General features: G+C 31.7%; 36 protein-coding genes and 2 tRNA genes. 8 read left to right on the forward strand and 30 right to left on the reverse strand.

Going from position 1 to position 26,637, the window contains the following annotated elements:
* Positions 1-3: 3 nt before the first annotated feature.
* On the forward strand, positions 4-1,344 hold the full coding sequence (locus tag ACAM25_RS07295; protein WP_369609080.1) for a M28 family peptidase: 1,341 nt from the start codon (positions 4-6) through the stop codon (positions 1,342-1,344).
* Here ACAM25_RS07295 and ACAM25_RS07300 read toward each other — a convergent pair.
* Both ACAM25_RS07300 and ACAM25_RS07305 read right to left on the reverse strand, forming a co-directional pair.
* A complete protein-coding gene (locus ACAM25_RS07300; protein WP_369609081.1) occupies positions 1,327-2,052 on the reverse strand; it encodes an HAD family hydrolase in 726 nt (241 codons plus the stop codon). The genes ACAM25_RS07295 and ACAM25_RS07300 overlap by 18 nt on opposite strands.
* Positions 2,053-2,057: 5 nt before the next feature.
* Positions 2,058-4,271, reverse strand: coding sequence for an elongation factor EF-2 (locus ACAM25_RS07305; protein WP_369609082.1), 2,214 nt, complete (start codon positions 4,269-4,271; stop codon positions 2,058-2,060).
* Between the two features lie 135 nt (positions 4,272-4,406).
* On the opposite strand from ACAM25_RS07305, the gene ACAM25_RS07310 reads away from it, so the two are divergent.
* Positions 4,407-5,414: an NAD(P)/FAD-dependent oxidoreductase gene (locus tag ACAM25_RS07310; RefSeq protein WP_369609083.1), complete on the forward strand. Its 1,008-nt coding sequence runs from the start codon at positions 4,407-4,409 to the stop codon at positions 5,412-5,414.
* Here the strand turns inward: ACAM25_RS07310 and xpf are convergent.
* The 14 genes from xpf to ACAM25_RS07380 form a co-directional block, all read right to left on the reverse strand.
* Positions 5,400-6,104 carry a 3'-flap repair endonuclease Xpf gene (gene xpf, locus ACAM25_RS07315; RefSeq protein ID WP_369609084.1) on the reverse strand — a complete coding sequence of 235 codons (705 nt, stop codon included), beginning with the start codon at positions 6,102-6,104 and terminating at the stop codon, positions 5,400-5,402. The genes ACAM25_RS07310 and xpf overlap by 15 nt on opposite strands.
* 48 nt (positions 6,105-6,152) lie before the next feature.
* Entirely contained in the window at positions 6,153-6,530 is a 378-nt protein-coding gene (locus ACAM25_RS07320) for a prefoldin subunit beta (protein ID WP_369609085.1), read from the reverse strand.
* Complete coding sequence (locus tag ACAM25_RS07325; protein ID WP_369609086.1) at positions 6,508-6,753, reverse strand: KEOPS complex subunit Pcc1; 246 nt, start codon at positions 6,751-6,753, stop codon at positions 6,508-6,510. Before ACAM25_RS07325 ends, ACAM25_RS07320 begins: the two co-directional genes overlap by 23 nt.
* The gene (locus ACAM25_RS07330) at positions 6,728-7,252 is read right to left on the reverse strand and encodes a Brix domain-containing protein (protein ID WP_369609087.1); all 525 of its coding nucleotides are present in this window, start codon (positions 7,250-7,252) and stop codon (positions 6,728-6,730) included. The genes ACAM25_RS07325 and ACAM25_RS07330 overlap by 26 nt, the downstream gene beginning before the upstream one ends.
* A complete protein-coding gene (locus ACAM25_RS07335) occupies positions 7,233-7,445 on the reverse strand; it encodes a 50S ribosomal protein L37ae (RefSeq protein WP_369609088.1) in 213 nt (70 codons plus the stop codon). Before ACAM25_RS07335 ends, ACAM25_RS07330 begins: the two co-directional genes overlap by 20 nt.
* A gap of 15 nt (positions 7,446-7,460) precedes the next feature.
* Positions 7,461-8,288 (reverse strand): exosome complex protein Rrp42, encoded by an 828-nt coding sequence (rrp42, locus tag ACAM25_RS07340; RefSeq protein ID WP_369609089.1) that lies wholly within the window; start codon positions 8,286-8,288, stop codon positions 7,461-7,463.
* 2 nt (positions 8,289-8,290) lie between these two features.
* Complete coding sequence (rrp41, locus tag ACAM25_RS07345; RefSeq protein ID WP_369609090.1) at positions 8,291-9,022, reverse strand: exosome complex exonuclease Rrp41; 732 nt, start codon at positions 9,020-9,022, stop codon at positions 8,291-8,293.
* Positions 8,988-9,731 carry an exosome complex RNA-binding protein Rrp4 gene (gene rrp4, locus ACAM25_RS07350; RefSeq protein ID WP_369609091.1) on the reverse strand — a complete coding sequence of 248 codons (744 nt, stop codon included), beginning with the start codon at positions 9,729-9,731 and terminating at the stop codon, positions 8,988-8,990. Before rrp4 ends, rrp41 begins: the two co-directional genes overlap by 35 nt.
* 6 nt (positions 9,732-9,737) lie before the next feature.
* Entirely contained in the window at positions 9,738-10,439 is a 702-nt protein-coding gene (locus ACAM25_RS07355; protein WP_369609092.1) for a ribosome assembly factor SBDS, read from the reverse strand.
* A gap of 19 nt (positions 10,440-10,458) precedes the next feature.
* Positions 10,459-11,187 carry an archaeal proteasome endopeptidase complex subunit alpha gene (psmA, locus tag ACAM25_RS07360; protein ID WP_369609093.1) on the reverse strand — a complete coding sequence of 243 codons (729 nt, stop codon included), beginning with the start codon at positions 11,185-11,187 and terminating at the stop codon, positions 10,459-10,461.
* A gap of 93 nt (positions 11,188-11,280) precedes the next feature.
* A complete protein-coding gene (locus ACAM25_RS07365; protein ID WP_369609094.1) occupies positions 11,281-11,703 on the reverse strand; it encodes an Rpp14/Pop5 family protein in 423 nt (140 codons plus the stop codon).
* Positions 11,690-12,235 carry an RNase P p30-like protein gene (locus tag ACAM25_RS07370; protein WP_369609095.1) on the reverse strand — a complete coding sequence of 182 codons (546 nt, stop codon included), beginning with the start codon at positions 12,233-12,235 and terminating at the stop codon, positions 11,690-11,692. Before ACAM25_RS07370 ends, ACAM25_RS07365 begins: the two co-directional genes overlap by 14 nt.
* The gene (locus ACAM25_RS07375) at positions 12,210-12,653 is read right to left on the reverse strand and encodes an RNA-binding domain-containing protein (protein WP_369609096.1); all 444 of its coding nucleotides are present in this window, start codon (positions 12,651-12,653) and stop codon (positions 12,210-12,212) included. Before ACAM25_RS07375 ends, ACAM25_RS07370 begins: the two co-directional genes overlap by 26 nt.
* Positions 12,650-13,297 (reverse strand): 50S ribosomal protein L15e, encoded by a 648-nt coding sequence (locus ACAM25_RS07380; protein WP_369609097.1) that lies wholly within the window; start codon positions 13,295-13,297, stop codon positions 12,650-12,652. The genes ACAM25_RS07375 and ACAM25_RS07380 overlap by 4 nt, the downstream gene beginning before the upstream one ends.
* Positions 13,298-13,358: 61 nt before the next feature.
* On the opposite strand from ACAM25_RS07380, the gene ACAM25_RS07385 reads away from it, so the two are divergent.
* Complete coding sequence (locus ACAM25_RS07385; RefSeq protein ID WP_369609098.1) at positions 13,359-14,561, forward strand: redox-regulated ATPase YchF; 1,203 nt, start codon at positions 13,359-13,361, stop codon at positions 14,559-14,561.
* On the opposite strand, the gene spn is transcribed toward ACAM25_RS07385, so the two are convergent.
* Positions 14,551-15,756 (reverse strand): bifunctional sugar-1-phosphate nucleotidylyltransferase/acetyltransferase, encoded by a 1,206-nt coding sequence (gene spn / locus ACAM25_RS07390; RefSeq protein ID WP_369609099.1) that lies wholly within the window; start codon positions 15,754-15,756, stop codon positions 14,551-14,553. The two genes, ACAM25_RS07385 and spn, sit on opposite strands and share 11 nt — an antisense overlap.
* 432 nt (positions 15,757-16,188) lie before the next feature.
* Here spn and ACAM25_RS07395 point away from each other — a divergent pair, with 432 nt between their 5' ends.
* Positions 16,189-17,634: a hypothetical protein gene (locus ACAM25_RS07395; protein WP_369609100.1), complete on the forward strand. Its 1,446-nt coding sequence runs from the start codon at positions 16,189-16,191 to the stop codon at positions 17,632-17,634.
* Between the two features lie 23 nt (positions 17,635-17,657).
* Here the strand turns inward: ACAM25_RS07395 and ACAM25_RS07400 are convergent, their stop codons facing one another.
* Genes ACAM25_RS07400 through ACAM25_RS07430 form a run of 7 tightly spaced genes read right to left on the reverse strand, consistent with a single transcriptional unit; the run spans position 17,658 to position 21,491 of the window.
* Positions 17,658-18,239 (reverse strand): 30S ribosomal protein S3ae, encoded by a 582-nt coding sequence (locus tag ACAM25_RS07400; RefSeq protein ID WP_369609101.1) that lies wholly within the window; start codon positions 18,237-18,239, stop codon positions 17,658-17,660.
* A 37-nt stretch (positions 18,240-18,276) separates the two neighbouring features.
* Entirely contained in the window at positions 18,277-18,960 is a 684-nt protein-coding gene (trmJ, locus tag ACAM25_RS07405) for a tRNA (cytidine-2'-O-)-methyltransferase TrmJ (protein WP_369609102.1), read from the reverse strand.
* On the reverse strand, positions 18,938-19,540 hold the full coding sequence (locus ACAM25_RS07410; RefSeq protein WP_369609103.1) for a HemK2/MTQ2 family protein methyltransferase: 603 nt from the start codon (positions 19,538-19,540) through the stop codon (positions 18,938-18,940). The genes trmJ and ACAM25_RS07410 overlap by 23 nt, the downstream gene beginning before the upstream one ends.
* A complete protein-coding gene (locus ACAM25_RS07415; protein WP_369609104.1) occupies positions 19,492-20,157 on the reverse strand; it encodes a 16S ribosomal RNA methyltransferase A in 666 nt (221 codons plus the stop codon). Before ACAM25_RS07415 ends, ACAM25_RS07410 begins: the two co-directional genes overlap by 49 nt.
* Positions 20,126-20,797, reverse strand: coding sequence for a DUF655 domain-containing protein (locus tag ACAM25_RS07420; protein WP_369609105.1), 672 nt, complete (start codon positions 20,795-20,797; stop codon positions 20,126-20,128). Before ACAM25_RS07420 ends, ACAM25_RS07415 begins: the two co-directional genes overlap by 32 nt.
* A gap of 32 nt (positions 20,798-20,829) precedes the next feature.
* Entirely contained in the window at positions 20,830-21,174 is a 345-nt protein-coding gene (locus ACAM25_RS07425) for a DNA-directed RNA polymerase subunit F (protein WP_369609106.1), read from the reverse strand.
* A 5-nt stretch (positions 21,175-21,179) separates the two neighbouring features.
* On the reverse strand, positions 21,180-21,491 hold the full coding sequence (locus ACAM25_RS07430; RefSeq protein ID WP_369609107.1) for a 50S ribosomal protein L21e: 312 nt from the start codon (positions 21,489-21,491) through the stop codon (positions 21,180-21,182).
* A gap of 130 nt (positions 21,492-21,621) precedes the next feature.
* Between ACAM25_RS07430 and ACAM25_RS07435 the strand changes: the two genes are divergently transcribed.
* Positions 21,622-21,719 (forward strand) — tRNA-Leu (locus ACAM25_RS07435).
* 236 nt (positions 21,720-21,955) lie between these two features.
* On the opposite strand, the gene ACAM25_RS07440 is transcribed toward ACAM25_RS07435, so the two are convergent.
* The 3 genes from ACAM25_RS07440 to ACAM25_RS07450 all read right to left on the reverse strand — a co-directional run bounded on the left by ACAM25_RS07440 (position 21,956) and on the right by ACAM25_RS07450 (position 23,037).
* Entirely contained in the window at positions 21,956-22,318 is a 363-nt protein-coding gene (locus ACAM25_RS07440) for a hypothetical protein (RefSeq protein WP_369609108.1), read from the reverse strand.
* 309 nt (positions 22,319-22,627) lie between these two features.
* Positions 22,628-22,728, reverse strand: a tRNA-Leu gene (locus ACAM25_RS07445).
* A gap of 39 nt (positions 22,729-22,767) precedes the next feature.
* The gene (locus ACAM25_RS07450; RefSeq protein WP_369609109.1) at positions 22,768-23,037 is read right to left on the reverse strand and encodes a UPF0147 family protein; all 270 of its coding nucleotides are present in this window, start codon (positions 23,035-23,037) and stop codon (positions 22,768-22,770) included.
* A gap of 61 nt (positions 23,038-23,098) precedes the next feature.
* Between ACAM25_RS07450 and ACAM25_RS07455 the strand changes: the two genes are divergently transcribed.
* Entirely contained in the window at positions 23,099-23,458 is a 360-nt protein-coding gene (locus ACAM25_RS07455; RefSeq protein ID WP_369609110.1) for an Sjogren's syndrome/scleroderma autoantigen 1 family protein, read from the forward strand.
* Here the strand turns inward: ACAM25_RS07455 and tmk are convergent.
* The 3 genes from tmk to ACAM25_RS07470 are packed head-to-tail and all read right to left on the reverse strand — an operon-like array spanning position 23,430 to position 25,581.
* Positions 23,430-24,002, reverse strand: coding sequence for a dTMP kinase (tmk, locus tag ACAM25_RS07460; RefSeq protein ID WP_369609111.1), 573 nt, complete (start codon positions 24,000-24,002; stop codon positions 23,430-23,432). The two genes, ACAM25_RS07455 and tmk, sit on opposite strands and share 29 nt — an antisense overlap.
* Positions 23,990-25,045, reverse strand: coding sequence for a Clp1/GlmU family protein (locus ACAM25_RS07465; RefSeq protein ID WP_369609112.1), 1,056 nt, complete (start codon positions 25,043-25,045; stop codon positions 23,990-23,992). Before ACAM25_RS07465 ends, tmk begins: the two co-directional genes overlap by 13 nt.
* 5 nt (positions 25,046-25,050) lie before the next feature.
* Positions 25,051-25,581, reverse strand: coding sequence for a hypothetical protein (locus ACAM25_RS07470; RefSeq protein ID WP_369609113.1), 531 nt, complete (start codon positions 25,579-25,581; stop codon positions 25,051-25,053).
* A gap of 33 nt (positions 25,582-25,614) precedes the next feature.
* Between ACAM25_RS07470 and ACAM25_RS07475 the strand changes: the two genes are divergently transcribed.
* Together ACAM25_RS07475 and ACAM25_RS07480 are read left to right on the forward strand one after the other, a co-directional pair.
* On the forward strand, positions 25,615-26,145 hold the full coding sequence (locus ACAM25_RS07475; protein WP_369609114.1) for an AAA family ATPase: 531 nt from the start codon (positions 25,615-25,617) through the stop codon (positions 26,143-26,145).
* The gene (locus tag ACAM25_RS07480) at positions 26,136-26,636 is read left to right on the forward strand and encodes a CDP-2,3-bis-(O-geranylgeranyl)-sn-glycerol synthase (protein ID WP_369609115.1); all 501 of its coding nucleotides are present in this window, start codon (positions 26,136-26,138) and stop codon (positions 26,634-26,636) included. Before ACAM25_RS07475 ends, ACAM25_RS07480 begins: the two co-directional genes overlap by 10 nt.
* Position 26,637 lies beyond the last annotated feature (1 nt).

Genomic DNA, 26,637 nt, shown 5'->3' on the forward strand with positions numbered 1-26,637 from the left:
ATTATGAATTTAACAAACAAAGTAAAAGAGTTATCAAAGTATGGAGAACTAATTGCTGGTGATAAGAAAGAAAAGTTTGTTGTAGACAAAATAAAAGCATACTTTGAGGAGAAGAAAATAGATATTTACATATATCCTCAAGAAGTCTTAAATTGGAAGGAAAATGAAATAGAAATAGAATGTGATGGAAAAAAGATAGACGCTATATCCTTTCCTTATTCTCCATCAATAGATATTGAAACAAATGATTATAAAGTAATAAAAGTAAATAATATATTAGAAGTAAATAAATATTATAAAAATACTGACGTAATATCAATATTTACTATGGATGATTATTTTAGAAAAATTGTCATAAAAGATGGCAAACTATTATCTCACTTACCTCAAAAACCACCAAGTATACCAGCTTTCTATGTAAGATCAAGAGATGTGAATAAGATTCATGGGAAATGTCGATTTTATTTAAAGACTTCATTTACTCCATCCATAGGTTACACCATAGAGGGTATAATCCCTGGAAAAACAAATGAAAGTATTTACGTAACTGCACATCACGATCACTGGTTCTCCGGCGAGCATGATAACCTTATTTCAGTTGTTATCTTACCAGAATTAAGTAGTAAATACGAATTACATTTAGTTTCCTTTACAGCAGAAGAAAGTGGATGTTATTTCAGTAGTTTTTCATGGGCATGCGGTTCTCACGCCTTTGTAAGGGAGAGTAACATTTCTCCTTTAATTACTATTAGTTTAGACAATCTAACTACTAATCCTCAATATTTTGTTACACCCGGTCTATTAAAATATTTTGAAAATAACATTTCAAGTCCTTCACCTTATACAGATTCTTATAACTTTTTGAAACTCGGAATTCCAACTATTTCTGTTTCTGATATAAATTACTATTATTATCACTCGGAAAGAGATATAATCGATGAAAAAGAAAATTTTGATGAAATAATTCACAAATTAAATAAATTCTTGGCAACAGATATTCAAATTAACAAATATGAACTTATAAACAATATTTTTAATTTACCTCTTCCAATTGAGATAAAAACCTTAGCATTTAATTTAATAGAAAAGGGAAAGTATAATGAACTTCTAAAATTTTATGGAAGCGTGTTAGAGCTTAATAGTGGCCTAATGGAAGCGTGTGAGTTTTATAAATTAGTAGGTCTTAAAAAAGCATATTCTACTGCTATAGCAATAGAAGATTTTGATGAAATTAAAAACAATTGTGAAAGTAGTGAATGTCAAGAATTGTTTGATAAATATCTATCTTATTTACAAAGAGAAACAACTAAAGAATATATTAAGGTTCTAAAAAATCTCTTCTAGCTGTTTTAAGTTTTGAATTACAAAATCAGCATATAATTCTGCAAACTTTACTTTTCCTTCTCTATCTACTAAGATTGAATAGAGTCCGGCTTTTTTAGCAGCTAAGCAATCTTTAATTGGATCATCCCCTACCATAAGACATTGGCTAACTGAAAGATTAAGTTTCTCACAAGATAAGATAAAAGGTTGTACATTTGGTTTAGGTTTAATATTATTTTCTCCACTTATAGTAATCACATCAAAATACGAGATTAGCGGGAACTTATTTAGTCTTTGTCTTTTGTCTCCCCACTCGCCATCACTATTAGTTATTATACCTAATTTGAAACCCTTTCTTTTCAGATACTCTATTGCGTCTAAACTATCTTCATAAGGAGTATTATTTCCAGCAATACTCCAATATATTTGAGTCCATTCATATAAATCTTCCATCTCAGCATTTATATTATATCTCTTTAGTAATTCTTCCCACCATACTCTTCTATCGTAAATTCCTTCCTCATCAAGTTTCTTTGAAATCTCAATAAGATTTTTCGTCAACTCCTCTTTTGTTGTGTTAACATTAGGATAATTCTCCTCGATAAAATTTAAAATATCTTCAGCAACTTTAACTAAAGCTTCGTTAGAAAGCTTATCAAAAGAAACTAAAGTATTATCAAAATCAAAAAATATAGCCTTAACATCCTTAAAAATATTAAACTCTTCCATGAAATTCACGCTAAGAAATCTTCTACTTTTGGTAATTCCTTAGGTAATCCTTTTCTCTCTCTTATCTTCATTATAGCATCAACTAATAAGCTATCTGGAATTGGGGCCCATCTACTAAACTCAGTCCCCCAGAAAGCTCTTCCAGCACTAGCTGCTCTAAGTTCGCTCGCAAGTTCAAACGATTCTGAAACTGGAATCTCAGCAGTGATCCTTGCGATGCTTCCCATTTGAGTCATATTAAGTATTTTACCTCTTTTTCTAGTTATAACGCCAGTCACGTTTCCAACGAAGTCCATAGGAACTCTAATATCCAATTTTTGTAATGGCTCAAGTAATGTTGGCTTTGACGTTAAGAAACCTGCAAATATAGCGTTTCTAACTGCAGGATATAATTGGGCTGGACCTCTATGTGCAGGATCTTCATGTATAACAGCGTCATGTAGAACAACTTTCAATCCTCTAATAGGTTCATGAGCTAATGGTCCTTCTTTCATTGCTAATCTAAATCCTTGAAGTATAGTATCCATGACTTCCCTTAAGTGTTGCACACCGCTAGTTGCATTGACAAAGACATTTATGTTTTCATCGATTGCTATTATTTTCTTAGCCTCATCGTAGTCCCAGTCTGCCTGATCCTTAAGTATTCTAGCCATTTCTTTAGAGTCCATGTCTTCTCTAACAGTACCATTTGCTATCAGTTCTATTGTTTGTTCATTTAATGGTTCAACACTAATGTATAATTTGTTATGCTTATTGGGTGATTTTCCTTCAAATACTTGGCTTTTTGTTCTTATACTTTCTCTATAAACAACAATTGGTGGAGATGTTACTACATCAACACCGTAATTCTCTTTGAGCAATTGTAAAGATACTTCTAAGTGTAAGAATCCCATTCCAGAAAGTAAATATTCACCAGTTTCTTCATTAATTTTGACTAATAAGTTAGGATCTTCAATACTTAACTTCCTTAAAGCATCAATCATTTTGTTAAGATCTTTAGGATTCTTTGGCTCAACTGATATAGTTACAACTGGTTCTGAAACATAATGTAAAGACTCGAAGGATCCCACATTTGCATCCTTATATTTAACGTCAATTGCAGTCTCTCCAGATCTAGCTTGATCTAGTCCCAAAGCAGCAGCTATGTTACCAGCAGGGATTTCTTCAGCTAATTCTCTAGTTGGCCCCATGTAAAGGCTAACTTGTAACACTCTTTGTTGCCTTTTAGCATTAACTAACCAAATTTCTTCACCAGCTCTTAATGTACCAGAGAAGACTCTGCCAGTAGCTACTAAACCAGCGTGAGGATCAACTTTCATATCACTGATCATAAGTACTATAGGACCATTGGGATCTGCATTCATCATAGCTTTAGCGATATCACTATCTAAATCTCCCTTCCAGATTTTTGGAATTCTATATTTCTGAGCTTCTTTTGGATTAGGTACAAATTTGATTACTGTTTCTAATAATGCTTCATGTATAGGAGCTCTATTAGCTAATTCTTCGACTTTAGATTTATCACCACTTGAATACGCATTAACCACATCACTGAACTTTATACCTTTCTTTTGTGCGATTGGTACGCTAAATCCCCATTTGTCTTTGGCCGATCCAAACACAACGTTTCCTAGTTCTGGTCTAATCCTCCAAGCTTCTTTATATTCTGGTTCAGCATACATCTCTATTAGATTGTTAATTTCCATAATCATATCAATTAATTTTTTCTGTACTTCTTGTGGACTAAGTTTTAATTCTTTAACTAATCTATCTACTTTATTTATGAAAAGAATTGGCCTTACTCTTTCTTCTAAGCTTTGCCTTAGAACTGTTTCTGTTTGTGTCATAACTCCTTCTACGGCATCAACAACAACTATTGAGCCATCTAATATTCTAAGGCTTCTTGTTACTCTTCCGCTAAAGTCAACGTGACCAGGTGTATCAATTAAGTTGATTACGTAACCTTTCCCTTCAATTTCATGGTACAAGCTTATATTTGCTGCTTTTACAGTTATACCTCTTTGCTGTTCTACTGAAAGGTAATCTAAGGCTAATGCTTCACCAGCTACTTTCTGTGAAATTATTCCTGCAGCGGCTAGTAATGTATCACTTGTAGTGGTTTTTCCGTGATCTACATGTGCAATTATTCCTATATTTCTAACTCTAGTAATATCTTTCATTAAGCTAAGAACTTGCTCAACTGTCTTATATCGAGGCAAGGTTTAAATCACCATTTTGTATTTAGTAACTTAACTTCAGAATATTAAAGTGTAATGGATATCCGTAGTCCTTTTTATAAGAGCATTAGCATTTATAAAAATAACTTTTTATCATAAGAATTAAAATAAGTAAATATGCAACAAGAATTTGTTAATAATGAAATATATGACGTCGTAATTGTTGGAGCTGGAATCGCTGGATTAAGTGCAGCATTATACGCTTCAAGACAAAGGATGAAAACACTGGTTGTAGCTAAAGATTTAGGAGGGCAGCTAACGTTAACAGACTTGATAGAAAATTATCCAGCAGTAGATTCAATTGGTGGATTGGGTTTAATAAGGAAAGTTGAAAACCAAGCTAAGAGATTTGGAGCAAAGTTTGTTTATGGTGAAGAGATCAATGAAATACATAAAGAAGGAGATCTTTTCAAGTTAAAAGGAATACTAGGAGAGTATATAGCTAGAACTGTAATTTTAGCTTTCGGAAAAACTCCTAGAGAACTTAACGTTCCAGGCGAAAAAGAGCTTAAAGGTAGAGGAGTATCTTACTGTGCAATTTGTGATGCTGCTTTCTTTAAGGATAAACCAGCTGTTGTGGTTGGAGAAGGAGAACCGGGGGTTGAAGCGATAGAACTTCTTTCAAGATATGCTAAACCAGCATATTATGTATCATTATCTCAGCAACTAGTCAGCGAAGATGAAGCTACAATAAAATCCCTTTTATCAAATCCTAATATTAAAATGTTCTTAGGATATAGAGTTACTAAAATTATTGGAAATTCCAAAGTGGAGGGAGTAGTTATTCAAAATATAAAAACAAAAGAAGAAATAACTCTTAATGTTGATGGAATAATCATAGAAATGGGATATATTTTACGTACAGATTTTCTAAGAGATTTAGTGAAATTAAATGAAAAAGGAGAGATTATAGTGGATGAGCTAGGTAGGACAAGTATGGAGGGAATTTTTGCTGCTGGTGATGTAACAAATACGCCTTATAAGCAAGCAGTAGTAGCTGCTGCTGAGGGCGTAAAGGCAGCGCTTTCCGCATTCAACTATTTAAGAAGCAAATCTGGTTTACCACCAGTTAGTGTAGATTGGAAAGCTGAAAAGAAGAAAGCTGTAGTCTCATTTAGGCTCTAGGAAATCAAGTAATGAAGTCTTGTTATTTTTCTCATTACTAGTTTTATTAGTAGAATAAGAAGTATGAATTACTTTATATATTTCTTCTGCTTTTTTCCTGCTTTCTAAAACCTTTTCTAACTCTGATACACTTGCACTACAAATCTTTTCTATACTTCCAAATCTTTCTAATAGCCTTTCAGCTAATTTACTTCCTATTTGAGGAAAAGCTTCAACTACATATAATTGTATTTCTCTTAAATTCTCGAATTTAGGTTTCTCATGTAAATTTAGACTTCTCTTTGCTTGTATAGAACTTTTCTCAGCAATTTTATAAATAATTTCTGCTGACTCCCTTCTATTGCTAGAGTAGATAACTCTTAAATCAAATTCCACTATAGCTGATATTAGAGCTGCATTTATTGCCTTCCATTTTGAGGTAATCTTTCTAATTTTTTCAGTATCACCCTCTATTAAAATAAATGGTTTAGAATAGGCTTCGCTTAATCTTCTTAGTTGGTCAAAAAATCTTTTATCAAAAACTGAACTAACAAAATCTTCTACACTCTTTCTCTCTATTGCTATGTTATCAGATATAATGTAGTCTCCCACAGATAGGTTATCAAAAATTACCAATGCACCTAATTCCTTAATTATATCTGGTACTCCGCTGTTCTTTTCACGATAATCAGCGTAAATTCTAAGCATCAAATAATAGATTTCGTAGAATCTTATTAAAAATGCTTGGTTCAAAAAATGTTATGCCTTTACAGCTCCTCCGCTTTGGGGATAATATTTGGCTATGAGTTCATTTACTTTCTTTTGTAAATCTTCTAGTTGAGTTCTCAATAGATTTTCTTGTTTTTGATATGTTCTAGATCTTAATTCTAATATTTCTTTTCTATCATCCAATTCTTTCTGAATTGTCTCTTTGTCTGTTTTAACTAACAAATTGCCTACTATTTTATATACAGTGGTTCCTGCAGGTAGTTGAGATAATTCTTGAAGTATCTTATTAACTTCTCTAAGTTCGCTATCGATAACATTCTTTTCAGTTAAAAGCCTATTAAGCTGATCTTGTAACTGTTGTAACTTTACTAATTGTGTTTGTAATTCAGGAGGAATTCTTTCTGTCATTTTTACTCACCTTTTTTATTGTCTCCATTATTGTGTATATCCAAGATATATAAGAGTTCATTATAGCTCTTCCCTTGTTTAATGTATTAGCTCTTATCACAATTTCAGCCTTTTCTTTGTTTATACTAACCGATTTATTATCAATATTTTCAAGCAATATAGAATTAAATATTATATCTTTTTCCTCATTATTAGCATCAATTAAAATTTTTATTTCTATCATACAGTAAAAATCTTATAATAGGACCTAAAATTTTGTTATCTTTCGTGAATTTCAATTCATATATAGAAGAGTTTTCTAAATATTCTCCGTTTGCATAAGCATCGCAATTTTCCAGATATAAATATCCTAAATCTATTAGCATATTTTTGATGGATTCTTCTTCAATTCTTCCTATACAACCTCTTTTTATAATAGTTCTAGGTAATTTTAATTCTGTAAGTAAAGTCACACCATATATTATGAAATTATACTTTACTGTTCTATTCGTTAAATCGTATACTTTAAATCTTCCAGGGTTACCTTTTCTAATATTAATAAGAATTAAATATTTAGCTCTAAGATAAATTGATTTAGAAATAATTTCATTTAAACTTTGTCTACCTCTATTTATCTTGATAGAATTAGGAAAAATATAAGTTAATTCATTTAAAAAAGTTCTAACTCTTAAAGGCGCATCACGACTAGAAGTAAAAACAACCTCAATATGGGGTATAAGCAAGTCCTGCCCACTTAGCACCACACTTTTTACAATACCATACACCAGAAGCGATTCTTACTACTTTACCAGTAGTTTTACACACTGGGCACTGATGATCCTGATATCTTTTTTCCATTATTTCTTTCCATTTTTTCCTAACAGATGAACCATATCTAGCGCCAAACCTGCCATCAATTCCAGTGACTTTTCCCATTTTCAATCACCATAATTACATAATAATTTGCTTTTTAAGCTCTTCGAACAATTTTTGTGAGGCTGCTCTTGCTAAGCTTTCTGCATTATCAACCTCTTGCAAGCTTAAACTACCAAAGTTACTCTTTTGCATACCTACTATTCTTCCATCTGGAGTATATGAGAATGAAATCTTTACATCAGCAATACTTTCCTCATCAAGGTTGGGGTCAACAACTAAGAATTTTCCAATCTTTGCCACAGTCACAGTTGCTACTGGATAATTTATTGGAGTTATATCTGTTTTTTCTTCTTTTAAAATCTTTATATTTTCCCCTTCAATTTCAACTTTAGGAAGCTTGGTATTATATAGTGCGGCCACTGCAGCTAATGTACAAGCATCCAATACATTTCCGCCATAATCTAAAACATAAACATCAACCCATGCAGTCCAAACTTTTTTACCTGGTGCAATGACTAACCTAGAAAGGTCTACAGCTTTAGAATCTCTAAGACTTCTATCCACAACTCTGGCTAGTTCAATTGCATTCTCATCTGGTGGCCCTGGTTCAAAAGTTTCATAAGCTAGTGGAAGAAGCTCAACATTTACAATTAAATTTCCTTGATTAGGAGTATCTGGAAAAGGTTCTTCTTCTTCTAACTTAACCCCTGCTAATACCATTGTATCTCCTAGCTTTACTAAAGCAGATCCCTCAGCTTTCTTAGCATAATTTAACGTTATTGACAAAGGTCTGTAATCAATGTTCTTTCTTCCGTCTAATCTGATGCCTCTCTCCAAAGAATTTAGTATACTTTCTTTCTTGAGCAACGACATAATGTTCTGATTAGATGGGGTAATGGACATACTTATTCCTCCTTATATTCTGCGTATTTGCTCCTTATTGCTTCCTTTTCAAGGTTATATATTGTCTCAATACCTTTTTGGGCCATTTCTAATCCTTGTCTAAACTCTTGTGGTGTCATATTTCCATTTAATTGCAATAAAGCTACTTGCTTTAAGGATGGCATCATGGCAATTGGCATATCTGCTTCACCCCACATATCTTCTGGTTCATTTAAATCTAAGACTAAAACACCATCAGCTTTGCCTACAGCTACACCTGCTATTAAATCTCTCATTGGAATACCAGCATCAGCGAGCGCCATCGATGCAGCCATCAAAGAGACTAATCTTGTTCCAGCATCAGCTTGTAGTACCTCCATAAAGATATCTATAACAGTCCTTGGAAATAACTCTACTAAAATTGTTGACTCTAAAGCTTCTCTAATTACCTTTGAAAGCTCAATTTCTCTTCTACTGGGAGCTGGATTTTTTCTCTCATCTGTGGAAAACGGTGTCATGTGATAACGAACTCTAAGAACTGCTCTATCTGGCAAAGCTAAATGTCTAGGATGCATTTCTTTAGGTCCATAGACTGCTGCTATGACTTTAGTGTTTCCCATTTCAAAAATTGCAGAACCGTCAGCATTTTTTAAGACACCTAATTCTATTCTTATTGGTCTCATTTCATCGGGTCTTCTTCCGTCTAATCTTAGTCCGTTATCAAGTATTAGCTTCGGTTTTTGCAGTTGAATCATTTTTAATCTCACCCAATTTTTCTTTCAGAAACTTTCTTATTTTTTCCGTTAGACCTTTAATGTGGGATTCTCTTTCTATTATTTGAATAGCCTCAATTAACACTTCCTCTATTGTCTTAGTTGCGCAATTAGCATGAATTCTTCCGTTCTGGGCAACTAAAATTTCGCACCCGGTTTCATTAGTTAAAGTATCTAACATACTCTTATTTTTTCCAATAACTCTAGGGACTTTTATAGGTGGTATATCTATTACAATGCCATTTGCGATTCTTCCAAGTCCTTTTCCTTTAATAGATAGGATTGGGTTAATGGTTCTATCATAAGTTTCTATTTTTGCAATCACGTAGTCACCAATATTTAAATATCTACGCAAATCTTCCCCTGGCGTTACAGGTCTTCCTAGAAAAGTTGACGCAGGAAGGTATGCTGAATAAGGAGATTTTATGTCTAATATCCATCCATAAATCTCTATATCCTCAACGAGACCAATTACAGTATCTCCTATTTTTGGAAAATATCTATGTCCTTCTAAAGGAACTATTTCAAATAAATTTTCTTTAACTTCTATCAAACCAGTTATTGCTGAGTAGTATTTATTCCCTATCTTATAATAATAAGGTGACCAAGGTATTTGAAAGTCTCCTTCTGCTATTAAGTCACCAGGAGTCACTATGCTTCTGTCTTCAAAATATATCTTATTAGCAGACATCTCATCTCACTTTACTTGAAGTATTTTCACTTCCACTTCTCCTTTTGTCAAAGAATTAAGCTTATCTATAACTTCTTGTTGCATTCCTGCAGGTATTTCTATTTCCGCTATCAAAGTTCCATCGCCTAACCAATTAGTCTTCTTTACTTCGCCTAAGTTATGAAGTTGTGATTTTACTCTCGCACTATACTTTGGATCAACTTTTATCTCCATTAACGCTTTAGCAACCTTAATTGGAATTATTTTTGTAATTTCCTTAATTATTTGCATTGCTTGTCCTTCAATGTCTTTGTTTGGATCTATCTGAACTCTTGCTTGTTCCATCGCCATTTCGATTCTAGTTCTTGGTATAGGTAAATGAGTCTTAGGATCAATTGCGTTTCGTGATATGTAATCAATTATCTGTTTCTTTTTATTCTCTATCATTTCTTTCCTTTGCTCAGCAGTAACTTGGATTTCTCCTTTTAGTATTATTTGTCGTGCAATTTCTTCAAAGTCTGTAGTTCCAAAAACTTTCTTTAAAGCAGAAGGAGAGGCTTTTAGACCCTTCTTCACATCTTTATATATTTCATCAGATACTACAACATCAGATAAACTTATACTTTTACCGCTCTTTAACTCACTTGCCTCTTTTGGTTTAACTAGTATTTCAAATCTTTCACCACCATGCTCATATCTAGCAATAACATATTCTTCTTTTTTCGTCATGAAATAATTTTCACCCCAATCATAATTTTTGTAGAATTTCAGCTCTCTCAGAGAAGCTCATTTTTCTAAACATACCAGAATCAACATCTGCATAACCAACTTCAATATTTGAAGGACCAAGTTTTTCTCCTGGTTTAAGAGTTGATGCTAACGCTCTAATCCCCAGAAGTATGGTATCTTGCATGTTTAAGTCCTCCCTATAGTTTTTCTCAAAGAATTCTGTTGCAGTATATCCTCCCTGACCTATTGCAACAGCGTAATATGGCATAAATTGACCACTTGGTTCAGTCATTAATAATTTAGGCACTTTACCTCTGTCAATTCCCCCTATGATTAAGGCTACGCCAAAAGGTCTTACACCGCCATGTTGTGTATACATTTGTTTTACATCAGAAACTACCTTTGTAAGGTAGTCAATGTTGATTGGTTCATCATAAATTAACCTATGTTGTAATGCTTGTGATCTAGCATAATCTATTAAGACTCTCCCATCTGAAGCCAAACCAGCAAAACTACATCCTACGTGATCGTCTAAGATAAAGACTTTTTCAATACTGTCAATATCTAGTAGTTGTGTTGCTTTCCTTTTTTCTCCTATAAGAACTACTCCAGATTTTGTTTTTACACCTAATGTTGTCCAACCCTTTTTGACCGCCTCAAAGGCGTAATCAACTTGGTACAATGAACCATCTGGTGAGAATATTGTTATAGCTCTATCATATCCCATTGCTGCTGGTCCGAATGCCAAATTTGTTCTCCCAATATCTGTAGATATAATAAGTGTTAAAAAGTGTTATCAGCTCGTCGCGTGTTCATCATAATACAGACTGGAGCGGCATCATCACTTAATTCCTATTAGTCTTTTAGCCCTTTTTAAACTTCCTGTAGTCCTTCTTGGAACTAAAAGAATTTCTTTATTTCCTATATTTTTTACTAAAGGTAAGCTAGCAATAACTATTTTGTATCCAGCTCTATTAGTTGATATTATCCCATGATTTTCATAAATCAAAATGACTTTTGGATTTGAAATATCTAACCAAAGCTTTCCTCCTAACTCTTTTACTGATAATCTAATGGCGTTTTCAAGATCTTTTAACTCGAAGTTATCTTCGCTTATTATATCGAAAATTATATATCTTTTAGTTCTTATATCTCTTTTATTCTTTATTTTTTTTATATAGATGATTTTAGTTCTATAAGAGAAGATTACTAAGACGCTTAAAATTGATAGCCAAATGATTACTATAATGTTAAATATGTTCATTTCTTGAGAATAGCTTTTGTGGTAAGAAATAAATCCATCCTATAGCCTCTTCTTCATCAGCTCCATGTACAACAAGTAAATCAATTTTAGATAAAGGAGGCCAAATTTCGTTAAAGGTTCTTGCACAAGACGATAAAATTGGGGTTGAGATCCACTTATACGACCATGTCACAAGTTTCCTTATCACATACGAGTTAAAATTACGTAGTTGTACTTCTACTGGTTTGTCATATTGTCTAATTAAGTTTAGCATAGTTTTCTTAAATAAATGAATATTATCTTGTGCAAGAATTATTCCAGTTATTTTGTCGTTTATAATAGAATACTTTAATGCGTCAATACTCATTGGTTTTACGAAAATAAAACCTTTAGGATTTGATTTTAAAAAATTTGTAATACTCTTTGAGTTCTTTGCTAATATACTAAATCTTCTAGGCCCCATTAGATTATCTTCTGATAAAAAATAATCATAACCAACCTTCTTAAGAAAATAATAAAGGTTTGAGTTAAGAACGCATGGCTCCAGAAGCAATTCTTTTCAGCTCTTCTTTAAGTTCATCAGATATTTTCCCTTTAAAACTCATAACTATTTTTATTATATCATCACCATCTTTAAGACTAATTTTTTTCTCTGCAATTAACCTTTGTTTATCTATTCTTAAATGCAGTTTATTCCCTTCCATTCTTTCATCTAAAGTAGAAAGTAACAATATTAAATCAGCATAATCAAAAGAGTTAAACACTTTATTAGCCATCTCATTAGCGATTTTACCAGAAATTCTGTACTCAATTATTTCTATTTTATTACCATAATGTCCTTCAGCCTTAGTCTCATGAATCTCAGATGAATTAAGAAGAGTTCCGAAAAAATCTGATAACGCTAATATTATCTTATCTCTGTTCTCTGTTTCATGACAAAATATCGTTATAGATAAACTTGAGAGTTTCATTTCCCTGGTATTTTATCAAAGTTTTGAAGCCTATAGTACTTACTAGCTTCGTGTCTCTTCTTTTGTTCCCTCTCTTTCTGTTTTTTCTTCCATTTATGTTGTACTGTTCCTTTAAGTCCTCTACTTTTAAGTAATCCTCTTGCTTTCTTTCCAGCTGATGTTAGACCTCTAAACACCCTTCTCCTATTTGCTGGATCCTGTAACCATTTAAGATTAGGATCTGATTTAATTACTGGATGATTTGGATCTACCATTATGATTTCATAGTACTTATACATTCCATCTTCTCCTACATAATAGCTTCCAAGAACTTCTAAGTTAGGGAACTTTCTGGCAGCTCTTTCTTCAGCTATCCATCTATAGCCTTTAGCTGGGGAATAACCATAAACTCCCATTCTTTTTGGTCTTCTACCACTATTAGGTCTCGGTTTATTCATTCCTCCTCTTCTTACTCTAACCCTTACAACTACAAATCCTTGTTTTGCCTTATACCCTATAGATCTAGCTCGGTTAAGTCTAGTTGGTTTCTCTAATCTTATAATAGCTGGCTCTTTTCTCCATTGAATCAACTTTTGTCTAAGTAACTTTTTATACTCGTCAGATTGCCAAGTTTGTTCTATATAACTATACATTGATGTTGCCATTATTCTTCTAATGTTTAAATGAGCAACTACTTAATAAATGTGTTTCTCTACTTTATCATGAATGATAACAATAGGATTAATTGGAAAAACTAATGTAGGCAAAAGTACGTTTTTCTCTGCTGCAACATTAATAGACGTACCTATAGCGAATAGACCCTTCGTTACTATAGAGCCCAACGTAGGCATAGCTTACGTTAAGAAAAAATGTGTTCATGTAGAATTAGGTGTAAAGTGTAATCCAAGAAATTCGATATGTATGGGAGATTATAGATTTATTCCAGTGAAATTAGTGGATGTAGCTGGATTAATCCCTGGAGCACATGAGGGAAGAGGTTTAGGCAATAAGTTTCTAGATGATTTAAGAAAAGCAGATGTTCTTATTCATGTAATTGACGCTAGCGGTTCTACAAATGAAGAAGGTGTACCAGTACCTCCAGGAAATAGAGATCCCGAAGAGGATGTAGCTTTTATAGAAAAGGAAATAGAAGAGTGGTTCTACTCAATTATCAGTAAAGATTGGTCTAAATTTGCGAGAACTGTTGACCTTTCAAGTAAAGATCCAATAGATGAATTGTTAGCAAAACTCTCTGGTTTGTCTATTAATAAATATCATATAATAGAAACACTTAGAGAGACTAAACTAGAAAATTTAAAACTAATGCAATGGACTGAAGAAGATTTAAGAATGTTTTCAAAAAAATTAAGAGAAATTTCAAAGCCAATAATTATTGCAGCAAACAAAGCTGACATTCCGGAGGCCAAGAAGTTTATAGAAAAAATGAAGAATAAATATAAATATATTGTCCCAACCAGTGCTGAAGCCGAATTAGCTCTTAGGAAGGCAAGCAAGGCTGGTTTAATAGAATATATTCCCGGAGAAAAAGAATTTAAGATCCTTAAAGAATTAAGTGGAAAACAAAAGGAGGCATTAGATTATATAAAGAAAAATGTTCTTGATATTTATGGAAGTACTGGAGTACAAGAGGCATTGAATATGGCAGTGTTTGGGGCCTTATCAATGATTGTTGTGTATCCAGTAGAAGACGAGAAAAAGTTAACTGACCATAATGGTAATGTATTGCCGGATGCTATATTAATAAAAAAAGGTTCCACGCCCAAGGATTTAGCTAGTGTGATACATTCAGAGTTAGCTAAAGGATTTCTCTTTGCTATAAACGTGAAGAAAAAAGTGAGAGTAGGTGAAGAGTATGAACTTCAAGATGGCGATGTGATTAAGATTGTATCTTCAACTGCTAGGCCTTGAAGAACTCTCCATAACCTACATCTCTATTAACTACTGCACCAGGGTAAATTCTTGCATAGGCTCCTATTTTTATCCCGGGCAAAATTGTCACGTTAATTCCAGTCCTTACGTGACCTCCAATAAATGCTCCTAATTTTTTCCTTCCACTGCTAACTCTTTTTCCCTTTATATTAACCTTAACATCTTTCTCATCAAACCTAAGATTTGCAATTAATGTGCCTGCACCAAGATTTACATCTTCAGCGATTACAGAATCACCTACATAACTTAAGTGAGGTACTTTAGATCCTTCCATTATCACGCTTTCCTTAATTTCAACTGATGCACCAACTTTTACTTTTTCAGTGAGTACTGTATAAGGTCTTATGTAAGAATTAGGCCCAATTTCACTTTTCCTTCCAATATATACCGGTCCTTCTATGTATGTACCGGATTTTATCTCAACATCCTCTTCTATTATGGCTTTTCCTTTAATTTTTACATTATCTTCCACGTTTCCTAGATTTTTACTAAATTCTAGGTTATCTAAAGCCCATTTATTAACATCTATAATGTTCCAAGGTCTACCAATATCATACCAAAAGCCTTCATATTGTATAACTTTTATTGTTCTCTCTTTTGCCATAAGAGTTAATGCGTCAGTAAGTTCTAATTCTCCTCTTTCTGAGACTTTGGTTTTATCTAGATAAGAAAAAATATCTGAAGACAATTTGTAGATTCCCCCATTAATGAGATTTGAAGGCGGATTTTCTGGTTTTTCAATTATTTCCGTTAGATTTCCCTCATTGTTTGTAACTAAGACTCCATATTCTTTAGGATTCTCTACTTTTACTCCTAGTATAGCGTTATCTTTTTGCAGTAAAAATTTACATATAATATCTTCGCTAGGAATAAATACATCACCGTAAATTATAAGAGCTTCATCATCAAACTTTGTTGACTTCAAAGCAGCACCAGTACCTTTTAAGTCTTCTTGTTGAGTAACAAAACTAACGTTAGATAAGTGTTTTTCAAAATATTCTTTATGTTTAGGCGATATAACTATAGTAATATCCTTAATCCCGCATTTATGTAAATATTCAATGTGATATTTAATAAGAGGTTTAGAGAGAATAGGAACAAAAACTTTAGGTCTAGTATGTGTTATAGGCTCTAATCTTTCTCCAGCGCCAGCTGCAAATATGAAAGCTTTCATTATGATAGGATATCAAACAGCATTATATAAACTGAAGCCATAGATTGTGTTTCTTATGAATTATGCATTTTGCATACTCTGTAGCTCTTATTAATCTTGTAAAGACGTGAATAGTTACTCTTCAAATTAGGTGTCATTTTATAGCTAGGTTTTCTTATATAACGATAATTGGTTTTTGGTAATGATAAAGTCTAAAGGCTAATAATTAATTAAAAAGTTTAAATAATCACTACTAAGTCCTATAAGTTTTTAGCCTATTCTCTTCATTTTCAACACCTAAGACAATTTAAAACTTTCCGGAAATACTAACGCTTAAGTCAACTTCTTTTTAGTTTACTTAAAAAAATAAGTTTTCATTTTTATTTATAATAATCAATAACATCAAAAAAATATAAGCTAGTAATTTAATAGTTTAATTTAAGAGTGGTAATGATGAGAAGAAAAGGTATTCTTATTATGTTAGCTCTATTAGTTTCTTTCATTGTAATGATTTCCTTATTATATTATCCAGAAATTGATTTAGTGATTAGTAAATATTTGGATCCTCCAGTTATAAAGGTTTATTTTGCTAAAGGTTTGCAGTTTATAAGAAATGTTTCAGTGTCATTATATGCATTCTATCCTACAAGTAATGGCACTGTTATAACCAAAATTTTCCAAGGAAATAACTTAAAATGTTTAATAATTCCTCTCTCTAACTTAACAACTTACGCAAAACACTGGATTAAGCATTATGGTTATTCAGTAGTACCCTCATTAATAGGTTTTGTATCGTATTATGTAAATGAAAGTAATGGGAGTATAGTAGTTTATACTCAACCATTTTCAATTAGAGTGTCACCTTATAACATAACACATGGAATAGGAAAGGTTGAAATAAAAGAATTTATAAACCCAATAGCCCATGTACGTAAACATGTAAACAAAAATAATAAATCAGTTATGGCAAACACGGTAACTACGACCACTACTACTGTACCACCAACTTATACGTCTCCTTATCCCTCATTTGAAATAGGTTCACAATTAGATGCTATATGGTATTATCCATCAAGCAATAGCTTCGGTCCATTACCATTATCAGTAGTGTACATAACAGATTCAAACTTTTGTGACTATGAAGGGGATATAGAGCTAACTGAGCAGTCTGCAACTAGCAGTGGTTTTGAGATCTCTTTTGGAATTACAGTTTTAGGTGCAATAAATATAGGCGTTAATGGTGTATCTATAACCACACAAAGTAGTAATATAAGAGTAAATTCTGAAGTCCAATATGGTAAGGAAGTACAATCCCAATTTGCTGAAATATTTACATGTGGTCAATTTGCTGTAGTAAATTATACTGTTTACTGTTGTGTAGGATATGGATTTGGAGGTTGGAATTATACTGTTACTGAAGTGTTTTTAACCGGTTTAGAAATAAATGGTAGCAATTCAAATTACGTTCCAGCATTATATACTGTAAATTCACCTTTACCTACTTTAACACCATTAAAATATTTTGAGGATATTTCTAACAACGAAACATACATAGGTTCTGTTCACTGTGGCTCATGGACTTACAATACATATAACTTAGAGTTTGCGACATGTGAAGGTTATATAGGTGGTTCAGTACCAGTTGGTCTTATTATAAGTGCATTACCAATAGGAGAAGTTCCTACATGGGTTACTTTAGTTGTATCGCCATATATTAGTATAGTGCCATTTACCTCAAATACAGAAGTATATAGTTCGGTAATAGGTCTAACTGGATTGACTAACACATATATTTATCATGTATACATGTTATATTCTAACGTTACTTATTCTATTGGATCTAAAAACTATAATATTCCCTATTATTTCTACTACATAAACTATACTAACTTTAATTAATAAAGGATCTTAATAAAAATAAGTTACGATGGAGTTTTTAATACTTTAGTTTTTTCTATTTCTACTTTTCTTAATGGGTATATTTTCTTTGCTTGTTGGAATATATCATTAGAAAGTTTACCAAATACAACATCTTGTACAAATTCATCAAATGAACTTTCTGAAGCCTTTTTTGATAATATATCCCATATTATTTTTCTAATCTCAGTCTTTTGAGATACATGAGCCCTATATGTAGTTAATGCTAACCCTTTTACTCTAATGAGGTATCCATCTTTTGTAGTAACGTCAGTAATTGCATCAATTTTAGAGCTCTTTCTCCTAACTAATGATCTAATATAATCTCTAGATAATTCATGGCCAGCGAATCTAGTTACTAATCTATCCCCTTCAATACCAACTATTTTGAAATATAAATGAACGTAGACTAAACTATAATCCCCAGTTAAATCATAAAGCGTTGTCTCGACTTTTCTATTTAAAGCTTGATTTGAATCATATGCTGGTGTTGTTCCTAAGACTACTTCTCCGAACGTTTTTGGAGCTAATATAGTAAACCATTTCTTTAACTTCCACTTGTCCTTAATCGCTGTCTTTGACGACATGCTAATCAACTTACTACATACTTTTATAAAAAGTTCACTACTCAAATTTCTTTGTTAATTTAACGTAAAGTTTTCTCAGCAATCTAATAACTGTCCTTGCTTCTTCCTCATCTAATACTCCTTTTATTAAAGCCCTTTTCAAAGCTATATACATTGCTTCATCTTCTTCATTATTTTTAATTAAATTAACTAAATCTCTCGAATATTTATCTATCAAAGATATTGACTCGCTGCTTACTGTTGGCCTATTTTCTCCTTTACTTTTCCAAATCTCATAAAGCACTATTCCTACTGCATGAGAAAGATTAAGCACTGGATACTCTGGATTCCCTGGGATAAATAAGAGTAAATCAGATTTAGCTATTTCCTCTCTAGTTAGACCTACGCTTTCTCTTCCAAAAATTAAAGCTATTCTTTTCCCTTCTATTAATTTAGGTAATTCCCATGGTCTAATAGATTTTCTGAGAATATCACCCCTATTATCTGCAATACTTGAGGTGGCAATTTTCAGATCAACATCTTTTATTGCCTCATCAAAACTATTAACAATTTTAGCTCTTTCAAGGTACTCTATTCCTTTAGCAGAAAACCTCTTTGCTTCTTCTAAGTCACAATGGGGATTAACTATATATAATTCATCAACTAGAAAATTTTTGGCTAATCTTGATATGAAACCAACATTATATGAGCCTTCAGGTTCAACTATTACTAATCTTATCATTGTAGATCTCCAATGCCGTAAGAGTTTCGAATCCTATAGTTCTTTCTTTTTTTGATACTATTCTAAACTTTAATTTTTTTATCACACTCATTAAATACTCCTCATCTCCGAGAGAGGAATACAAAGTGTAAACTCTTTTTGCTTTAATCATGTGTAAAAATTTAACTAAAATATCTACTCCACTTTTTCCGCCTGACCAGCTATATCCTATCCATTTATCATATTCCTCATAAGGTAAATAGGGAGGATTAAATATAGCTATATCGAACTCGAAGTCTCTGATACAATTTATAAGGTCACAATTTATAACATGATAATTCGTAAAAGAGTACATTTTTAATGTACAAAGAGTAGCTTCTGTTGCATAAGGGTTTATATCTACAAAAAACACTTCTTTAGCTCCTAACGAAAGAGAGTGAAGTCCTAAAATGCCACTTCCACTACCTACGTCTATGACAATTTCCCCTTTATTTACTCTTAATATATCTAAAAGTAATTCAGTATCATCAGAAGGTTCGTAAGTTTCATCATTTATACATAATTTGTATTTATTAAACTTAATAATTCTAAAACTTGACACGGCTTATAGTCTCTCACTCTTTTGTTAAAAATATCTTTATTTTTAATATTTGTAGCACCACATAATTCTAAAGCGTTAACAATTTTCTTATTTCTATATCTACTTATGCATTTTAATAACTCATTGACTTTATTTGTGTTAGTCCTTATCCTTTGAAAGATTACTATCGAGGAGAAGACTTTTGGTCTAGGTTTAAAAAACCAAGGAGGTAAGACATCTTTTATCTCTATTTTAAAGTAATAATTTAACAAATAAGAGATGTAAGTAGGCTCATTTACAACTTTTTTAATAAAATCAAGTTGCAAAATTAGGCTTAACCTTTTGATTCCGTCTAATTTAACGATTTCTTCAAAGAAATCAAAGGTAATGTAGTAAGGTAAAGAAGAAACTATTTGACCTCTTATAACTGGTAAATACCTAGCATCAGCAATTACTAGATTTTTAAGGTAATTGGAAAATCGTTCATCTAATTCTATTATGATGTCAGGATTTAAGTGTTTAGTTATATTTCCTTTTCCACCACCTATTTCAATTAAAGGTCTTATAGATAAATCCACATAAGAAACAAATTTCTTTATAGTTTCCTCATTGACTAGAAAGTGTTGACCCAGCCTCATTCTGTTTGCCCAACTTTTCTAAATACCCTATGTAAACTGAATGTTCTCCAAGTTTTTTGTTCTTCTCATCAAACAAGGGATAGACAAATAAGTAGTACTTCTCTCCACCTTGAATTTCTTTTATTATCCTCTCTGTTAAAATTCCAACGACATCTTTTATACCAACCCTTGTTTCAATATCTTTAAAATCTGTAAATGGCTGCTTCTTTCTTTCCTCTAATATTATTCTCAAAGTCTTTTTCCCAATACCCGGTAAAAGCTCTAACGCATGCAATTTAAGAGTTAAGGGTTCAGCTTTGTTAAAGAAATCAATAAATATAGATGATTTATCTTCTGTAATTATTTTTCTTACTACTTTTACTAACTCGTCTTTTGCTACTGTAGTTAGATCCTCATACGTAATATGAAAATCAATTTTAATGGGTGAATTATCTAGTTCTAACTTCTGTTCTATTTGAAAATCAATATTAGGAGTTAAAGGTACAGCCTCCATAAGCATAAAATAATCGGTTCCAACTAATTGCATAACAGGCCTATTCTTATGTTGGGGGTGTTTATCTAATGGATTCCCTTGTCTCATATAGTCTAGAATATACACTATCTTTTCCATTCTTTCCCTTACATTCTTTCGTCTCTGCATACACATTATATTTGTTTTAAAAAGTAAAAATCTCAACTCTCCATATGTGACTTTACTATACTTATTATTTTCTGTATTTGATCCGTAGTATAAGTTTTTCCCGAATCTAGTACAAGAATAGATCTAACTTCTTCTATTGTAGTAGGACATATACTAGCAATTATAGCCCTAATATCTTCTCTTGGAATTATGTCTTTTAATTCTTCCATAATTTTTAATGACACATCACTATCGCATTTAGAAACTGTATTTAAATACTCAAAAGTCCTCTGAAGAATATTTGAAGAAGAACCAGAAGATATAACATCTTGAAGAATTTTTTTTGCATAAGAGTAAGGTACATAATGCTCCTCCTCAACCTTAAGAGAAAAAGACAAACACTTCACCCTGACTTAATTCCATTAAATCTAACCAAGTGCTCTGGCCTTACTATGATTATTTTTTCCTTGTCTCCTAGGTTAACTTTTACAATGTATGCTTTTCCTCTCTTACCTTGAACTATACCAACCTTGCCGTGGTATCTTCTATGAGGCATACCTTTATGAATTGATGGATTTATTTTAATTACTACATAATCTCCTTCTTTAAATTCCTCCATAAGTAAGCTTAACCTAGGTACTCCTCCTCTTTCTCTTACATCCTTTGTTAATAATTTTCTTGTTCTTGTTCTATAGCCTTTTGAGTGAGTAACCATGTTTAATCCTTATCAAACTAATTTCTAAGAACCAATTAAGATTTTTGTTTTCCTTTTAACGGCATACTTCTTCTAATAACTTAGTAGAAAACATTATAAGGGATAGTTTAACACATAATTTTTGGGCAAAGCGGGGGTGCCCGAGCTGGTCAAAGGGGGCGGACTTAAGACCCCCAGTAAGTGATCCGCTGGCGAAGGCCTGCGTGGGTTCAAATCCCACCCCCCGCATTTTATTACAATACTATTTATTTTTCATAGAAGAACAAAATGCAATATTAGAATTAGAAATGTCAATGAAATTTTTATATTTATCTTTATAAATGAAATTTTTGACTAGAAAATATGTAAAATACTTCTAAGTTAAAAACATTAGCAAAAACCCTTTGCTAAAATGAAAGAAAATGCATTACTATCTATCCTAATTTTTAATGAGTTAGCATTCTATTCCTTGACTTTCAAGATAGTTATTCATTATCAGATATTAATAGTCCAATTAATTCATCTTCATCAGCTTTCGCATTCATATAATTCATTAATCCGTTTAAATACTGTCGTGCTTGCTGTTCATACATTATTTTCGCATTCCTTGGTAAATTTGGTTGTGCTTCTATACAAGAGTTCACTTGAGAAAGTACTTCATTATGGTTGTATGTATCATAATTTCCTGTTACTAAGCATTTTGCTTCTTCCTCTAATTGTAAAGCATATTGTTCTGATAATTGTTTTGATGCTATAGCCTCAACTAATAATGAATAATAATTTGTATAATAAGCATATTTGTACAATTCTTCTAGTTGAATGTATTGTCTAATATATGATTGTATCACGTACTCATATCCAGCTGAATTATCTGCTTTAACACCTGCTCTTGAGAAGACATATATTATACTATCCTTTAACTTTTCATAAAAATTCTCATAGAAGAATTCAAGTAAAATTTCTAGGAATTATAGTAGGCTATTCAATTATATAATTACTTTTTATTCTAATGTTATGCTATCTATATTAAAAACTCTGATAAGAATTAATTGGCATTTAATTTCTTGAAGGTAATTCTATTAACTAAGAATTTTAGATCTATTAAGTTTTATATCAATTTAGTTCTTCTATGAAAAATAAATAGTATTGTAATAAAATGCGGGGGGTGGGACTTGAACCCACGCAGGCCTATGCCATCGGGGCTCTTACCATTAAGGTCCTAAGCCCGACCCCTTTGACCTTGCTCGGGCACCCCCGCACAGTTAAAAAATTTATGTGTAAGAATAAAAAGCTTAGCTCAGTCTTTTACGGTTTCTAACATTGAAACTACGTTCCAAATTGAAATTCTAGTGTGAGTAGGCATATTTGGATCTTGACTTATTTCCTCGAGTATTCCTATTGCATTTGCAGCTCTTACTCCGGGACTTAACGAGGGATCTTGCAAATTTCTTATAGCATCAGTAGCTGCTCTTCTGATATTTCTAGGAACACTGGTATCATTTACAATTTTCTGTAACATAATTATTGCTTGTTTAATTTTTGCTTCGTTGTCATAAAGGGATGCCATATTCTAATCACCGTATCATATTTATTATACTTTGGTTTTTTAGTTTATACATGATAGTGAAATGAGCAAAGAAGAAGCTGGTGTAAAAAAAGCTGCTGAATTATTGAGACAAGGAGCTACAATGTTAGATATGGCATGTCCTATATGTCACATGCCCTTGTTTAAGTTAAAAAATGGTGATATTGTGTGTCCTAATCATGGAAAAGTTTATGTCGTAAAAGATGAGGAAGAGGAAAAGAAAATCACGATTTCTATGTCATTAGATACCTTAGAGGAGACTTTGTTTAAGAGTATGACTTCAGTGGTAGAAAAACTGAAAAACGAGCCTATGGACAGTGATGCTTTAATGCAGATAATTAGATATTTAGATGCTATTGAAAGAATCAGAAGAATTAAGAGCATTTCAAAAGAGAGCAAATAGTATTATTTACTTTTTGCGTAATATTTTCTATTGTGTCATTCGCATTCAAAACTATAAAATTATATTTTATAGACAATTCCAAGTATTTTTTCCTTACTTTATCCAATGTGACTATTTTCTCTTTAAAATTAAATTTATCATCTTTTCTTATCCTTTTTAATGCATTTTCAACTTCAATATCAAGTAAAAATACAATATCTGGTTTAGGGAATTTAGAATTAACTTCTTCTATCCATTTCTCATCAACTCCTAAAACACTTTGATATGCAATAGTGGAGTGAATATAACGATCCATTATTACAATGTCTGGGTTTTGTTGTAATAACCATTTTATATGGAAAGCCCTATCTGCTGAGAACAATAATGTTAATAGAACTGGATCATTCCACCCTGCCTTTCCTATTAGTTTTGTTATTTCTTCTGTGAATGGTTCTTGTGTAAGTATTACATTATATCCTTTTTCTTGTAGAAACATGTGAAGATTTTTAGCTATTGTTGTTTTTCCAGCGCCATCGATTCCCTCAAATGATATTAACTTGAACATTTTTTTATCTTTACTCTTCTTTCCTCAAAATTCTCATTTAAGCTTATATAACCCATTAATGCACCGTCAACATCTTTTTCTGGTGTTTTTATAGTTACATAATCTTTATTTATATTAGAAATTATTCCTGCTCCCACAATTTTTCCTTTTGACGTTAATCCAAGTAATAACCCCTTTACGTCTTGGACATAATATCCTTCACAAGGTTCTTCGTCACTTATTTGTAATAAGTCTCCTCCCCAACTTATAAATAGATTATTTGTTACTGGTATTCCAAATATTTTTTCTGTTCTGATTTGAATCTCATTTGCTCTAGTGAAATATTCCTTGTAAAGTGATTGTCGATATTTTTTTCTTTCATTTCTATCTCTCCAATTTCCTAAAGGGAATCTCTTTATATGTATGATTTTTTTATTTAGATCATTTGGGAGAGGGAGTTTTTCTTCATTTTCAAAGATAACAATATAATCTGGGTCTATAAGATAAATTAGTTCAAGTTTATGTTTAAATGCAAAAAATCCTGAAACCCATCCATCCGTGTCAACTATTATATTATTTTGCAATAGTTTTGTAATTAAAGCAATGTGATATGAAGGGTTTATTGTAGGACTTTTATCTCCAAAGAATTCAAGTTTACTATATCCTTTTTCTCTAGGGTTCAATGTTTGCTTAATGTTAGATAATGCTATGAAAGTTGGAATGAATAATGATGATTGCCCTACATCTGCATCAAGAATAGGAATATTTTTAAGATTTGAAACTAAGTTTGAAAAATAAGATTTACCAGAGTTTTCATTACCTAAAACTAGAATTTTTCCGCCTAGTTCTTTTCCAATTTTTTGCCATGATAATGTAGGAAATTTTGAAACGATATTACAATCCATATTTAAATCTGTTTCTTTTAAAGTTGTTAAAGTATAAGTTTTTGCGTCTTTAATTTCTATTTCGTCATTGATTTCAATACCAGAAATATCGATTAAACCTTGTTTTACTTTTATTTTACAAGGTCCTTTTATTACTATGTCTATGTCTTTTTCAAACATAATTTTTACCTTAATGTTGATCTTAGTGCTATTGCATAAGCTGCTCTAATGTCTCTATCTTTGATATTTATAAAAGGATTTTTACTACTAGTTTTACTTTCATTTACTATTTTTGTTTCTGGGAATTTTATCTTTAGAATTCTGTAGACAAGTTCTCCTATTTTGTTTCCTCCTCCTACCCCGATATATAGTTTTTTATGAGGAAATAGTGACACTAAATATTCTATTTTTTCTTCTATATCCATTAGGTTACTATTATCTACGTATAAGATCTCTCCGTCACCGATAATTACTATAGTGAGTTTTTCTTCTTTATTTGTATCGATACCTATTAATAATTCATTAAATCTATCTTTATTTCTTGATTTACAAACAATATAACCTATGAGAGAATTGAAGTTCATTTTTTCTACTAAATTATCGTTAATAACTATTTCTCCTTCTTCAGATATGGAGATATTGAATTTTTTTAAAGTATTTATTAAGTAATAAGTTACTTTTGGGTCACTAACTTTCAGTGCTACTTTTTTTACCACATTTTTATTTATATTCTCAGTGGAATTTAAACCTTGAAAATATCAGAGTTTGTTTTTGAAAAAGGGAGAATAGTGTCTCTATATGGTGCTTCTGGAAGTGGGAAGACTAATATTATTCTTCAAGTTATTACTGAAATTACTCCCAGTTTATATATTTCTACTGAAGGTAAATCATACTACGCTAGGATAGAGAACCTAAAAGCAAAGAAGGATGTATACTATACTGAATCTAATAGTGTGTATGAATTGATATTATCTATAATAAAATCTGCAAATCTAAACTTGAAGTTAATTGCTGTTGATACAATAAATAGATTTTATAGGGAAACTAGAAAAGAAAAAGATATCGAGTACCCTTTAATTCTTTTATCAGCATGGGCATATGAGAATAACATTAAGGTTTTATTAAGTTGGCAAGTATCTGGCAATAATAGAGTGAGCGGAGAAAAATTTATGCGAAAGGTATCTGAAGATGTCTTAAGGGTTACTAAAAATTATATCATCGGCAACTTAAGAGTGTGCAAATTTAAGATAGTTAGTAGTGGTGTTGAAGGATGTCTTTAATAATCTATATTGCTTTAGGAATTTTATATTATTTGCCAGCATTAGTAGCAAATGGAAGTGCTCCTTTCGTTAAAAATGGAACACCAATTGATTTTAAAAGAAACTTTATAGACGGAAGAAGAATACTTGGTGATGGTAAATCTTTTGAAGGTCTCTTAGTAGCATTAACTTTTGGTACTACTGTTGGAGTAATTTTATCTAAGTTTTTAGGAATTGAGTGGATTATAGTTAGTTTTGTTGAATCTTTTTTTGCAATGATTGGTGATATGATAGGAGCATTTATTAAGAGGAGGTTAGGATTAGAAAGGGGTGCTAGAGCATTAGGCTTAGATCAACTAGATTTTGTTTTAGGTGCTACTTTAGGTTTATTTTTAGCTAAAATTCAAGTTAATATTTATGAATTTTTAAGTATAGTTATTATAGCGTTTGTCCTACACATCTTAACTAATAATATAGCGTACCGATTAAAAATAAAAAGTGTTCCTTGGTAAT

The sequence above is a fragment of the Sulfurisphaera javensis genome, assembly GCF_041154675.1.
GTDB lineage: Archaea > Thermoproteota > Thermoprotei_A > Sulfolobales > Sulfolobaceae > Sulfurisphaera > Sulfurisphaera javensis.